Origin of the sequence: Streptomyces sp. YIM 121038, assembly GCF_006088715.1 — a bacterium.
In the GTDB taxonomy this organism is placed as follows: Bacteria; Actinomycetota; Actinomycetes; order Streptomycetales; family Streptomycetaceae; genus Streptomyces.
Genome location: NZ_CP030772.1, coordinates 18,757 through 32,710 on the forward strand (window position 1 = coordinate 18,757; position 13,954 = coordinate 32,710).

Below are 13,954 nucleotides of genomic sequence, written 5' to 3' on the forward strand. Positions count from 1 at the left end.
GCTCACATGACGGAGGGACCGCACACACCCGGCGGACGGGATGCCCACCCATCAGGGCCCCGCCAAGGCACAGCAGACCGAGGTGGCAGCTGGAGGCTGGCCGGAAGGCAAACAGCAGGTCATACCCGGGGATGCGTCGGCGGGCGGGCAGCGCACCCCTGCGTCGCCGCAGGAGGGGACGCGTTCCTCCCGGGACAGGCCCATCGCACCGTCAGTCCGCTTCGTATACGGCCCTGCGGACCGTACGCGTCGGCCTTGCCAATGAGGTTTAGGGGCACCTTCGCCCACTCATGGTGGAAGGCGGGCGCTGCGGTGCGGACCTCGTCGGCTCCCAGGCGGTCGATCCTGTTCCAGGTAGAGATCCGCGCGGCCTGTTCCCTGCGCAGCTTCTTATAGCCGCGCTGGTCACCGATGAACACGACAGCAGGACGGCTGTGGCTGTCTCCCGCGTCCCACAGAGAGCGAATCAGACGCAGGCAGTCGGCGTTCAGGTTCTGTACATCGTCAAGCACCAGGGCATAGCGGCGGCGGGCGAGTGCCTCGTGCAGCAACGCGTCCACCGCTGCGGGCCGGTGGGGCACAGGCCCGTCCAGCACCAGGGCGTGGAAGAGTTTCTCGCGCAGGGTGCGCGCGGTGGAACTGAAGCGGAGCCATGGCCAGATCATTTGCTCGCATCCGATGGTGCGCAGCGCGATGGAGGCGCCGAGTGTCTTGCCGACACCTGCGTCGCCATGAAGGCACGTCATGCGACCGCCCTCAACGGCGTCCTTGATCGCGGTCTTGGCTGCGTTCAGTGCCCAGGTCGGCACCAGTCGGGCCAGTCGCCGGGAGTGCCGAACTCTTCTGTCTGGCCAAGGGCAGAACTCATGTCGGGATCCTCTGCGGTCAAAGCGGCTGTCGGCGGCAGTGCCGGAAGCCTCAGAGCGGACGTCGAGTGGTGGGTGGGCGCAGACGCGCCCGGGCCGAAAAGGCCGGGGCGGCGGGGGCGGCCGGGACAGGGACGTTCACGTGCTGGCAGCGGGCGGCGGTGTGCCAGTCCTCGGCGGGGTGCGGGTGTGTGACGGCCGGGATGTCGAGGCCGGCGTCGCGGATGAGGTGGTCGAAGCGGATGGAGGTGCCGAAGCAGCCGGCAAACAGCCCGAAATGGTCGGCGGTGCGCGGGGTGCGGTGGCGGAAGGCGAGGGCGGCGGCAAGCAGGGGGCGGGCGCGGGCCGGAATGGCGTACATGTGCCGGGGGCCGGGCGGCATGCCGATGTAGATCCTCGAGTCGCGGTCGATGGCCAAGAGGGTGGCCTGCTCGTCGACACTGGTGATCTGGGTCATGGACAGCAGGGACGGGTCGGTGCCGGTGAACAGCAGGGCGGCTGCCGCGGCGGCGCGCAGCGGATTGGGCAGGTTCGTGGTGAGAGTGTGAGCCACGTGCGGGGTGATCGGCACGGTGGTGACGCCGGGGCCGCAGCGCGCGGCGAGGTCGTCAGGGACGTCGAGGTGGAGCTGCCGGCCAAGGAAGTGGGCCTGGGCACCGCGTACGCGGGCGAGGGTGTGCCCAGGGCTGGGGCTTGAGACAGTGAGGCGGGACAGGAACAGGCGCAGGCTCTCCATGTCCTTCCAGTCGGTGGGTTCGTGCGGGCCGGTGCCCTCGTCCGGGGATATGACGGTGGCCGTCGCCGCGGGCGTGAAGCTGGGGTGACGGGCCAGCCAGGTGCGGGCGGCGGCGTGGCCGGCCCGGTACTGGCTGTCGGTGCGGGCGAAGTCGTCCTTGTTCAGGTGGCGTCTGCACTCCTGGAGGAAGGAGGCGGCGTCGCCATCGGGCAAGTCGGGCAGCGGAGGGATGTGATCGGGCGGGGGCGGGCCGTGGCGTCGGCTTGTGTCGGGCGGGCCGATGGCGTCCAGGATGGCGGGGGTGCCGGAGACGGTGTGTGGATCGGCGAGGCCGGTGGCGGCAAGGCGTGCCCGCAGGCGGTACTCGGTGGCCTCGGTGGAGGTGTGGGCGATGAGGACGAGGCGGATGCCGGTCTCGGCGCGCCAGGTGGCCAGGCGCGCCAGGCGTTCGGGGGTGAGGCGGTGGGCGCGCAGCACGATGGCCTGCTTGAGCCCGGTGGTCAGGGTCCAGCAGGTCACGGCGCGCCAGGCCGCGTCTGTGGACATCCGCTCGGCGTCGGGGCGGGTAAAACTGTCGCGGCCCATGGCGCGCAGCAGGTCCAGGGCGAGGTAGGCGAGGCTGTTGGTGTGCGGGGTGGGATCGGCGGTGATGCAGCCGCCCTGGGGGTGGGCTCGCTGGTGGGCGGCGTGGTGGATGGTTCGGTCGTCGCTCGCGTCCAGCAGGAGCGTGACGGGCGGCGGGGCCGACGGTGCGGTGAGGTGGGCGGGGGCGGTCATGGGCGGTGGGAGGTGTCGATACGGCGGATGATCTGCCGCAACAGACCCGGGTGGGGGCTGGTTGCACCGGTGGCGGTCAGGGTGCGTTGGATGTGGTGGGTGAGCAGGGCCCAGCGGCGCAGGCTTCCGTGGGCGAAGTCGCCGTCCAGCGACCAGAGATGATCGTGTGCAACGGTCTGCCACAGCGGGTGCAGGACGGGAACGGTACGGGGAATCTCATCACGGGCCAGCGGTGGGAGGGTGAGCCACTGCGCGGTGCGGGTGTGGAGCATCTGCTGGGCGCGCAGGGCCCGTTCACCTCGCTGTCCGGCGATCAGGACGGTGCACAGTCCGCCGGGAAGGTCGTCGTGCAGGAACCGGAGGTACTCGAAGCATGCCTCGGGCATCCGGTCGGCTTCGTCGACGACCACGATGCGCGGCCTGGCTCTCAGCGCACGGCGGATCAGGGCGTCGGCAGCCGCCGGTTCGGCCGGCGCAGCGTTCTGCAGTTCGAGAGCGTGGTGCAGGTGGGCGCGCAGGTCGGCCGGCCGGGGCCTGGCTCCCAGACGCAGCGAGACGCGCGCCTGAGGGAAGCGGGTACGGGCAGCGTGGTGGACGGCGAAGGTCTTACCGACTCCAGCGTCGCCCAGTACGCACAGGAAACGCTGCTGCTGGCAGGCCTCGGCGAGCGCGTGATCGACTGCCACGAGACCGGGAGTGAGGACGGTGCGCGCCCCAGGAAGGCTGAGGAAGTGCAGTTCCGGGGGCGCTGGTTGACCGGCGAGGGGGAAGGGCCGTGGTGCCGCCAAAGGCCGCGCCGCCGTCTTGGTCAGCATCGGGCCAGGGCCCAGTCGACGACCTCATCGTTGACCTGCTCGACGCCGAAGTACTCCATGCCCTTGATGACGTGCTTGGTCACCTTGACCCACTCGCGGAAGGAGCCCAGCGCGTACTGGGTGTCGACCCGCTTGAGCAGCGCCTCGTCCACACCGCGCCACACGGGGTGGGAGTCGGGGACGGTTTTGAGGATCTCGTCCTCGGTCATCGCGAGGATCTCCAGGCGAATGTAGATCCGGGAGGCGAGCGCCGGGTCGCTCTGCAGGGTCTCGTAGGCCTCGCGGCCGCCGACGAAGACGATGGCGGGCTGGGGGTCGCAGTTGTCCCACAATTTGCGCAGGAACTCGAAATTCTCCCGCCGGTACTGCTGGGCCTCATCGCACACGATCACATACGGACGCCGCGGCAGGGCTTCGCGCAGCAGCTTGTCGAACGCGGTCGCAGTGCCGGGCATCTTGCAGTTGAGCCGCATCTGGTGGAACAGCTCCTCGCGCAGGTCCTTCGGCCCGGGGCGGGAACGGGCGAAGTCGAGGGGGAGGATCAGGTCCGGGTTCATCTCCTGGATCGTGGCGCGGGTGGAGAAACTCTTGCCAAGCCCCGGGTCGCCGTAGATCACGGACATGGCCTTCGACTCGACGGTGTCGATGACGGTGTCCTTGATCTGCAGCAGGGTGTCCGTGGCGACCAGCGTGGAGTCCTTGAGGCCGAGGAAGTGCTGCGGGCGCAGGTCGGGGCGGCGCCTCGATGCCTCGCCCGGTGATGCGGTGACCGGCTGGCGGCGCTGGCCAATGTGCTTGTGCTTGGGGGCCGTTGTCACGATGCGTCGTCCTTAGATGTGGTGTCGGTGAGGCCGGGGCGTTTCCACGCGGCCGGGATCGGGGTCAGGGGCCGGTAGGGCTGTGCCCGACGGCGAGGCAGCGGGGGCGGGACGGTGCCCTTGAGTTCGGCGCGGGCCTCCCGCTCGGTCATACGCAGGGCTCGGACAGGCACCTCGGGCCGGGTGGACGGCAGGTGGCGTTCCCGCTTGCGCTCGCCGGAGCGTTTCAAGGCCCGCCGCAGCTCCGCGCTGTGCTCATCGCGGTCGTGCAGCACCTTGGCGCGCAGTTCCTCGCTGGCCTCGTTGCTGAGGAAGGCCCGGCCCAGGTAGCGGTTGCCGCGGAAGGTGTACAGATCGATCTCGTGATGGTGGTGCGGCATCCACCGCACCCGGACCTCGAGCCCGATCCGGCCCACCCCGTTCTCGGGCATGTAGGCACGCTTGTTGAACTCCACCCCGTGACTGGTGATCTTGCGGGGCCGGTGGTCGCTCTCCAGCATCAGGGCGCGCAGCTCGGCCGCGCTCGGCTCGGGCCGGACCTCAGCGGGATCGGCCAGCCAGGCCGCAAGCGGCGTCATACCGGTGCGCTCGATGACGTGCTCGGTGTTGTGCTTCTCGACCCACTCGCCCAGCAGGCCCACGAACGCCTCGAAGGTCAGCGGCGGGTCCGTCTCGCCGAGGCGGCGGCGGTGATCAAGCCGGGGCGCCTTCGTGTAACGGGGCAGGTCGGCGAAGAAGCGGGTCATGCTGGTGTGGTTCAGACGCTCGATACCGCCCTTGTGGCGGGCGCTGCGCACCCGGTGCACCGGCACGCCCAGCAGGCCGAAGGCGCGCAGGACGGTTTTGGACAGGAAGTCGGCGCCACCGTCGACGCGCACCAGGTGCGGCAGCCCGCCGGGCGGGCCGTAGGGGGCCTCGCGCAGCACGGCCATACGTACCGCGGCCAGGACCGAACCGCGGTGCGCGGAGCCAGCGGTGACCGCCCAGCCCATCACATAGCTGGTGCCGCGGTCCTCGAACCACGTCACCCACACCCTCGACGGCTTGCCATCGGGCATCATCACGACGGTCTCGGCCTGCTTGTGATCCCCCTCCCACACCTCATTACGGGCCACCGCCGGCCGCTGGAACGCCGGATCAAACCCCCGAGCCGCGGGAATCCCCTCCCGCAGGCCCGCCATGAACCCCGGATCAAGATCCCGGGCAATCGCATCGTGCAGCGTCGTCAGTCCCGGCGGCTTCTCCCCTGCCGCCACCGCCACCTCGACCAGGCGCTCATGAGCGCGCTTCACGTTGCCCTGATAATCAGCGAGGACATCGATGATCTCCTCGGTGATCCGGAACCGGCGACGTTCCGGCTTCTCCACACTGCCGGTCTCCTCCGCGCGGACCAGCCAGCTCCACACCGTCCTCTTGTGCACACCCACCGCGTCAGCGACCAGCCGTACATGTCCGGTCGTCAACTCCCCCGCGGCCCGCAGCCGCAGCAACTGAGCCACCGCCGCAGGCCTGAGCTCATCCCGATGCCGCCCCAAACCGATGTCCATGGCCTCGGACGCGTCGCCAGTCTCTGTCATCGGTACCCGTGACAGGGGTGAACGGATAACGCAACAAGGGGCACGATGCCAGCCTCCAGCAGTCAACAGCCGCCCCACACAAGGGCAGTTCAAGCAACGCCCGTGGCGAGCGCGACGGAAGCGACGCTAGAGCCCCCCACGCGGAGAGGCAGGCCGAGACCTCCCCAAGACGAGTGACACCCCATCGATCCGCCCCCGGCTCGGGCACACACGCGCTATAGAGCTCGCCACGAAGGAGATCCGACGAACACGCCACCCGCCGGTCCGGGGTCATCACCACCAAATCCGGATCACCGCCACCAAGATCAACCAGCTGACACGGCCAACGACCAGCACAAAAACGATCCCGCATCAATGGCGAGGAAACCCGAACACCCCAACCCCTCTTCCCCGAACCTCACACCCGCAGCCGGGAACTGGACCGTGCGGTGCGCGCGTACAAGCGCAGCCACCCCGGGATCACCCTGGACCAGGCCCGCCAGGCCGTCGCCGCCCGCTCCGCTGCGCCGGTGCTCCCGGCCCGGATCCCTGGTGCTCCCCTGCCTCACCCCGCGGAGCGGCTCGAGGGGTACGTCCAGCGGGTCGCCGCGGCCATCGGCGTTCAGCGGCACCGCGCCATGGAGCTCCTGGGCCTGCAGCCCGGCACCTCGGCCACCGACCGCCTGGACCACCTCGCCGCGGCCCCTCTGCCCGACGACACCGTCCAGGCCCTCACCGCCGTCACCGGCATGACCGCCGAACAGGCCCGTGCCCTGACCGCCCCGCGCGCACGCCCCGACCTGGAGACCGTACGGCGCATCACCGAGCACAACTTCGCCGCCGGGCACTACCACCGCGGCGGCGAAGGCAAGACCACGACCTCCGGCACGCTGTCCGGCGCCCTGTCGCTCCACTTCGCCGAGCGGGCCCGCATGATCGACCTGGACACGCAAGACACCCGGGACCAGCCCGAAGGCACGTACTCCGCGGCGCTGGTCGACGTCCCCTGGCCGATCGACGAGCGCAGGCCGCCCGTACCCCCGGAGCTCTTCGACGCGATCACGAAGGCCCTCGACATGACACCGGAAACCGACACCGACACCCAGCCACACCCATAGCCCCCGGCGACACCGCCACGGCACGGACCCGGCCGGGAGATCGACGGCACCCGGGCGCAGCACGGCAGGCGGCGGCACGGCGCGCGGCCGCGAGCAGCGCGTACGGCGGCCGCGCGCAGCCGAACGGACGGGGCGGCGGGAACGGCAGCCGGGCGGCGCGTACGGACGGGCACACAAGCGGAGAACGAGGAGCCGCTCGGCGACGTCGCCGAGCTCCAGGAGCACGCCGGCCAAGGCACGGGCGAGGCGGCCAGGGCGCGGCCGGGCGGCGCAGACCTTCAGCGCCGGGCAGCCGGCCCGCGGGCCGGCGAGTGCGGGCCGGTAAGCCCGACCAGGACCTGCACCCGCGGGCACCGCGGCCCCCCTCGAACATCGCGGCCGGGGCCGCGAGCGCGGAAACGCAACGAAGTGGCGCTCCGGGCCCGGACGTGACCCGGAGCGCCACGGGCCCGGTCGCGGGAGCAGGGCGCAGCGCGCAACGAGGCGGCCGAGGATGACGCCGGACGGGCCCGGCGGCGGAACCGTACGGGCAGTGGCGGGAACGGGGCGCAGCCGGACGCGGCGCAGGGGCGAACGTGCGGCGCGGCCGCGGGGACGACAGGGCGGCCGCGGCGAAGGTCGGCGTGACGCGGTACCGGAACGGCAGAACAGAGGCGGCGAGCGGCGGGAGCAAGCCGCGCAGCAGCCCCGCGGCCAAGGGCAGCCGCGGCTGCGGGGTCGACGAAGACCCGCCGATGGGCAGCAGGCACCCGGCCGCGGGTGCGGCGGGCCGGAGACAGCACACCGCGTCGACGTCGCCGAGCGACAGACACAACGAGCAGGCACGGACGGCGAACTCGACCAACACCCGCCACGCTCCGCAGAGCACCGCAAGCACAGCACGGGCGGTGCGGGCGGCGGCCCGGGGGCGGCGCCGAGCTCGACCAAGGCCTGCCGGAGCTCGAGGCGGCCCGGAGCGGCCGGGGGCCGGGACACACGCGCGAGGCGCGGGCACGCGGCGCCCGGACAGCGACACCGGCCGAGAACACACAAGCGCCGGGCGACCGGCGGACCGGCCCGCAGCGGAGCGGGGGCCGGGGACGGGTACCGGGACCGGGCCGGGGCGGCAGCAGGCACCACTGCGAGCGGAACCCGAGCAGCGGCACGACGAGCACGAACTCGAAGGCGCGGCAAGGACAACGGGCAGCCGTAGAGAGGCACGGGCGGCGAGGCAGCATCAGGCGACGAAGGCCCGGTACCCGCGACCAGGACGGCATGCGCCGGCGCAGGGCGCCAGCGGCCACCCGAGCACGCCAGACCGCCGAGCCCGGCACGGACCCCGCCGAGAGACGGCAACGACGGCCGGACGCGCGACCGCGAGCGCCGGGCACCGCGGGGCGCAGCGCGGCCGACGGGCAGCCGAGCCCGGGGCACGGCGCGGGGAACGAGCCGCTCGAGTCGACGAGCGCCAGGAGCACGCCGGACGCGGCCGCGGGCCGGGCGGCGTTGCGCGCAGCAGGCACACGACCACGAACGCGGGCGGGCAGCGAACACGCCGCGGGCCGGGCGGCGGGTTCGCGGCCGAGGCGCGGCGGGCCGGAGGCAGCATCACGTCGACTCACCGAGCGACACACACCGAACGGGCACGGACGGCGAACTCGACCGGCGCGCGGGGACGGGGCGGCAGGTCCGTGTCCCCGGGGCCGCGGTGATGTCCACCGAACACCACCGCGCAGACAGGCAGTTGGGGGACGGGGCGGCGCAGCGCGCGGGGAAAGGGCGGCGGCCGGGCCGCGGCACGGCGCGAGCCGGACGGGCCCCGCCCGACCGTACGGCCCGGACGCGGACGGAGACAGCGGAGGCCTTCGGCGCCGAGCGGAACCCCCAGCAACGACACGGCCCGAACGGCCGCACGGCGCGGGCGGTACGCGGCCCAGGCGCGGGGGCGGAGGCGGGGGCGGCCGGAGGACGCGGCTGCGAGCGCAGGTGAGAGGCGGGAGCAGCCCGGAGCGCCGCAGGCCGGGCCCCCGCGGCAGGACGCGACGGTGAAGACGAAGGCGCGACACCGGCCGCCAGACGTCGGCGCCTGGCGGGCACAGCTGCGGGCCGGGACGCGAGCAGCAGCACGACGAGGACGAACTCGAACTCGACGGCACAGCAAGGACAGCGGGCGACCGGAGCCGGGGCGCGAGCGCGGGTCGAGGCGGCGCCACACGACGAAGGCCCAGCCGCCGGCGACCGAGACGGTACGCCGCGGCCGGCGCAGGCCGCCGGCAACCCAGACCAGCGCGCCCGGCACCCGGCGGCGGGCCGGGAAAACGGCGCCCGGCACGGCCGGGCCCCGGGGCGGCGCACGGGCCCCGGGGGGCCCGGCACAGCGGCGAGCTCAACCAAGACCTGCACCACGCCCCGGACACGACGACAGGTCCCCGCTTCCCCACCGCCGTTGTTCAGTGATGTTCGGCGAAGTTCGGCGAACACCACCGAACACCCAGGGCCCCGACCGCGCGGGGACGGGACCCAGCAGAGCAAGAGACAGGACCCGGCAGGCCCACGGCAGAGCACTGCCGCCCCGCGCGGGAAGGAAGAACGAGCCGAACGCCGAACAGCGACAGCTCGTCGACATCGACGTCGAGCTCCAGGAGCACGCCGAGCAGGCACACAACCCAGCCCGACAGCACAACGGCGGCGGACGCGCGGCGGCGCAAACCGCGGGCAGCCAGGGGCGGCCGAGGCAGCGGACGCGCAGCAGCACAGGGGCGCGGCGGGGGCAGCAGGGCGGCCGGACCCCGGGCAGCCGGGGCCGCGGGCGGGCCACGCGGCGGAGGCCTTCGGCAACGCGCAGCAGGCCCCCGGGCCGTGGACACAGCGGGACGGCCGCGGGCGACCGGGCCCGGGGCGCGAGCGACGCGCCGCCGGACCCGGCGGCCCGGCGGCGGGCAGCGGGCGGCCGGACGGCGGGCGGGATCGTCGAGCACGGGGCGACGAGCTCGACGAGCAGCACAGCGGCCTCGGACACGGCAGGTACGACGGCACAGCGGACACACAACGGGAGCAGCGGGCACGGAGGCGGCGCGCGGCCGGGCGGCGCGCGGCCCGGCCCCGGATGCGGCGGGCCGGAGGCAGCAACACGTTGACGTCGACGAGCGACAGGCACAACAACCGGGCGCGGACGGCAAGCTCGACCAACACCCGCCCAAGACCGCGCTCCGCAGGGCTCGGAGTCGGCGAGCACGCGGCCGCAGCACCACGTCGACGCCGACGAGCACAGCACGCGGCGGCGGGGTGCGGCCGACAGCAGGCCAGCACCACCGTTCGCTGGTGTTCGGCGAAGTTCGGCAATGCCCACCGACCACCACCCCATCCCGACCACGCGGGCCGGGCGGCCGACAAGGCGGGCACAAGCCGTCGACGCCCGTCAGCGTGGTGCTGACGGCCGTGGCCGTCAGCACCACGCTGACGCGGCGACATCGACGAGCTCCAGAAGCACAACCGCCAAGGGCGCGAGCGAGACGGCAGGGAAGCGCAGCGGGCGCGGACGGGCGGCGGGCCGGGGACGGGCGCGGCCGGGGACAGCGGAGACCTCCAGCGCCGGGCAGCAGGCCCCCGGGCCGTGGACAGGCGACCGCGGGCCGCGGCGGGCAGGCGACCGGGGCCGGCGAGTACGGAACGGTGAGCTCGACCAGAACCTGCACGACGCCAGGCCCCGCCCCTCCCTCGGCCCTTCACCGGTGTTCAGCGAAGTTCACCGAGCACCGAGCAGCGCAGGCCGGACGCGCGGCCGAGGCCGAGCGCGGCCCGGCCGCGGGCGGCGGGCCGGGGCGGCAGCCGGGAGCGGCACGGGACGTCGCGGGGCCGGGCGGGGTACGGGCGGGGATGCCGGGGCGGCGGCCGGGCCGGGCCGCGGCACGGCCGCGGGCACAACGAGCGGGCCCGGAGGTGGGAGTAGGGCGCAGCCGGGGCACGGCGCACGGAGAGCGGACGAGCGGAGGCGGCGAGGCCGCGGGGATGACACGGCGGCCGCGGCGAAGGCCGGTGCTGACGCGGTACCGGGACGCGAGGAACAGGTACGGCGGCGCGCGGCGGGCAGGGAGGCAGCCCCCGCGACCACGGCGCGCGGCGGCCGGACCTCGCCGAAGATTTCAGTCGGTCCTTCAGCGCCGCACCGACCCTTCAGGTGAGCGAACTCGTTGGTAAGGGCGTAGCAGTCGGGTACGGCCCGGCGACAGAGGAGGAGCAGAGGATGAGCGACCGCCGAATCAGCTCGAAGGGCTACCACCACACCGTCGAGGCATGGACGGTAGGCCGCTTGCGGGCGGCTCTGGAGGGGGTGCCGGACGACACGATCGTGGCAGCGTCGATCCCGCTGAGCCTGGCCCCGCGCCCCGCTGACCCGGCTGGCGGAGAGGACTACGACTGGGTCATGACCGACGTAGAGGAGGCGCCGTCAACCGGACCCGAGCCCATCAGCTGGTACTCGATCGGCCAACTGGACGGTACATCCACATCCACCGGGTGGTGGAGGATGAGGAATTGGCGGACTGAGCAACAGCTTGATACTGAAGTCTTTTGCGCGGCGGCTTGCCGCGCAGCCATCGCACAAAAGACTTCAGTGCCCACGTCACAGCCCTACCGACAATCTTCAGTGCGGCCCAACACGCGGCCAGGGGCGGCTGGGGCCGGGGCTCGACGAGAACCCGCCGACGGGCAGGCGGGGCGCGGCGGGCCGGAGACAGCATCACGCCGACGTCGCCGAGCAACAGACACAGCGAACAGACGCGTGCGTGCGGCGAGCTCGACCCACACCCGCCCGAGGCCGCGCTCCGCAGGGCTCGGGGCCTGGCGAGCACGCGGCTGCAGCACCACGTCGACGAGCGCCAGGAGCACGCGAGCGGCCGGGCTGTACACGACCAGACGGCGGCGAGCGCGGCAGCAGGTCCCCGCCGGGCCGCCGTTCACCGGTGTTCGGCACAGTCCGCCGAACACCACCGCACCGCGCGAGCGGCTGGCGGGACGAGCTCGACCAACAGCTGCTGGGACAACACCTCGCGGGCCGGGCGCCGGCTGCGGCGGGAACAGCAACGGACTCGACGGCGACCTGGCCGAAACCCGGGACGACGGCGAACCGCAGGCACGGCCCCGGCCGCCGCCTGGCGGGCGGGCGAGGCGACGGGCCCGGAACGGCCGCGTGCGACAGACCGGGAGCAGCACGGCGGGCGAGCGCGGCGGCGCGGGCGAGCGCGGCACCTCAGCGACGCGCGGCCTGGGCAGCGCCGGGCCCAGCCCCTCCCCCGGCCCTTCACCGTGTTCGGCGAAGTTCGGTGATGTCCACCGAACACCACTGCGCCCCCACCACGCAGGCCCGGCCGCGGGCGGCGAGTAACGGGCCGAGTCGCAGGACGTCGCGGGGCCGGGCGGGGTACGGGCGGGGACGCCGGGACGCGGCACGGCTGCGGGCACAACGAGCGGGCCCGGACGGCGAACTCGACCAACACCCGCCCGAGACCACGCTCCGCAGGGCACAGCGCGAGCAGTGCAGCGGCGGGCGGCGGAGAGCCCGGGCGCAGCACTACGTCGAGGAGCAACAGCGCGCGGCCACGGCGGGGCGCGGGCGGCAGGCGGGGCACGGGCGCGGCCACGGCCGAGGCACGGCAGTCAGACATCGGGCCCTGCTCACCGGCCGGTGAGAATGTCGTGGGTGCCGATACGGCACCAGACGATGTGCTGCTCACCGCGGACTATCTCCGGGCCGTACTGCCACATCGCCCGGCCGTTGCCGTCCCAGGTGAGTTCGAAGACGCCAGGCGCGCGGCGTACGCCCTTGATACGGAGACCGGCACGGAACGGGCCCCCGGCGCGCAGGTCATCGACGAAAGCGGTGACGGCCCGGCGGAAAGCACGGCGCTGGGCGGGAGTGAGGCGGCGGTGATCACTGGTGAAACGGGGCAGGGCCTCGTAAGTGGGCAACGGCGAACTCCTCCAGAACGCACGAAACCCCCGGCCGGTCGGCCGGGGGCAGTAGTGGCTGGTCGTGTTGAAGAGCGAGCATCGGTGACCCGGAACAAACCGCGGTGGCAGCCGGGGGGGGGCGGTCGGGAAGTGCTGTGGCGGGCGAGGAGCGCGCGCGGGACGCCCTCGCCGCGGCCGCCGGGAGCCAGGCAGCGCGGGCACGCGCGGAACGTCCCCGCCGCGGCCGCCGCCCTCCCTGGCTGTGCGTTGGATGACAGCGGCGTCTGCGGGAGTCAGCTTTCGGAGCGGGTGGTGCTGATGAGGTCAGCGCACAGCGCAGCACGGCACGCGGCACCGACGAGCGAGCCGGACGAGCACACCGCAGCACGCGGCGGCGCGCGGCAGCGAAGACGAGCGGCCGGGCGGACGCGGCCGGAACTCAACTACCTGCCGACAAACAACGGCAGGCGACGAAGGCCCCGCGCCAACGACCAAGGCCCCGGGTCCGGGGCCCGGCGAGCGGGGAGCGGGGAGCGGCGAGCGGGCCCGGGGGGGGCGGCGCCGCACAACCCGGAGCGAGCAGCGCGGCGGCAGGAGCCGGGGGCACGGGCGCGGGGCAGGCGCAGGGGCGCGGGGCAGGGCGGCCGCCGGCGACTCGGAGCTCGGCGGACAGCGGGCGCAGCACCGTGCCGGCGAGTGCCAGGAGCACGGCGAACAAGCCGAACAGCGACACACAGACCACAGGCCCGGCCGAAGCGGCAGGTCCCCGCCTCCCCCGGGCCGTCGTTCGGCGAAGTTCAGCGAACACCACCGCAACCCCGCACGCCCCGGCCACGCACAAACGGGGCCCACGGCAGAGCACTGCCGCGCCGCGCGGGACCAACGAACTCGACCACGACCTGCACCACACCCCAGACACGACGGCGACGGCACAGGCGGCGTCGACGAGCTCCTGGAGCGCGCCGAGCAGGCACACGATCCAGCCCGGCAGCACAACGGCGGCCGCCCCGAACAGCCAAAACGCGGGCCAGACACGGCCAGAGGAAACGCGGCAGAACCGCGGGCGGCCCGGGGGAGGGTAGGCGGACGGGCGAGGGAGGCCTCCGGCGCCGAGCAGCAGACCCACGACCACAGGCGACCGGGCCCGGCGGCGGGCGGCGGGCACGGGGCGACGAGCTCGACGAATACCTACACCAGCAGGGCCTACGGCCGAGGCGCGGGACACGGCCCCGGCGGGGCAGACACGGCCCGGGGCGGCGCGGCCCGGCCCGGCGCGGCGCGGCCCGGCCCGGCGCGGCAGCACCACGTCGACGAACGCCAGCGGCACGCCGAGCGGCGGC

The 13,954-nt window shown here is 73.7% G+C and carries 7 protein-coding genes; 1 reads left to right on the forward strand and 6 read right to left on the reverse strand.

Features of this window, described 5'->3' with window-relative positions; all coding sequences use genetic code 11:
• Nucleotides 1-119: 119 nt before the first annotated feature.
• The 5 genes from C9F11_RS42830 to C9F11_RS42850 form a co-directional block, all read right to left on the reverse strand.
• Nucleotides 120-809 carry an ATP-binding protein gene (locus C9F11_RS42830; RefSeq protein WP_138957286.1) on the reverse strand — a complete coding sequence of 230 codons (690 nt, stop codon included), beginning with the start codon at nt 807-809 and terminating at the stop codon, nt 120-122.
• A gap of 109 nt (nt 810-918) precedes the next feature.
• Nucleotides 919-2,379, reverse strand: a complete 1,461-nt coding sequence (locus C9F11_RS42835) for a hypothetical protein (protein WP_212767777.1) — start codon at nt 2,377-2,379, stop codon at nt 919-921.
• Nucleotides 2,376-3,065, reverse strand: coding sequence for an ATP-binding protein (locus C9F11_RS42840; RefSeq protein ID WP_249401519.1), 690 nt, complete (start codon nt 3,063-3,065; stop codon nt 2,376-2,378). Before C9F11_RS42840 ends, C9F11_RS42835 begins: the two co-directional genes overlap by 4 nt.
• 122 nt (nt 3,066-3,187) lie before the next feature.
• The gene (locus tag C9F11_RS42845; protein ID WP_138957288.1) at nt 3,188-4,012 is read right to left on the reverse strand and encodes an ATP-binding protein; all 825 of its coding nucleotides are present in this window, start codon (nt 4,010-4,012) and stop codon (nt 3,188-3,190) included.
• Nucleotides 4,009-5,667: a Mu transposase C-terminal domain-containing protein gene (locus C9F11_RS42850; RefSeq protein WP_249401520.1), complete on the reverse strand. Its 1,659-nt coding sequence runs from the start codon at nt 5,665-5,667 to the stop codon at nt 4,009-4,011. Before C9F11_RS42850 ends, C9F11_RS42845 begins: the two co-directional genes overlap by 4 nt.
• A 350-nt stretch (nt 5,668-6,017) precedes the next feature.
• Here C9F11_RS42850 and C9F11_RS42855 point away from each other — a divergent pair, with 350 nt between their 5' ends.
• Nucleotides 6,018-6,686 (forward strand): TniQ family protein, encoded by a 669-nt coding sequence (locus C9F11_RS42855; RefSeq protein WP_249402292.1) that lies wholly within the window; start codon nt 6,018-6,020, stop codon nt 6,684-6,686.
• 5,652 nt (nt 6,687-12,338) lie between these two features.
• On the opposite strand, the gene C9F11_RS42860 is transcribed toward C9F11_RS42855, so the two are convergent.
• Nucleotides 12,339-12,632, reverse strand: a complete 294-nt coding sequence (locus tag C9F11_RS42860) for a hypothetical protein (RefSeq protein WP_138967671.1) — start codon at nt 12,630-12,632, stop codon at nt 12,339-12,341.
• Nucleotides 12,633-13,954 lie beyond the last annotated feature (1,322 nt).

What these genes read in the sequence shown, in the direction of transcription:
- C9F11_RS42835 (WP_212767777.1), bottom strand. Translation starts at nt 2,379, where the DNA reads ATGACCGCCCCCGCCCACCTCACCGCACCGTCGGCCCCGCCGCCCGTC.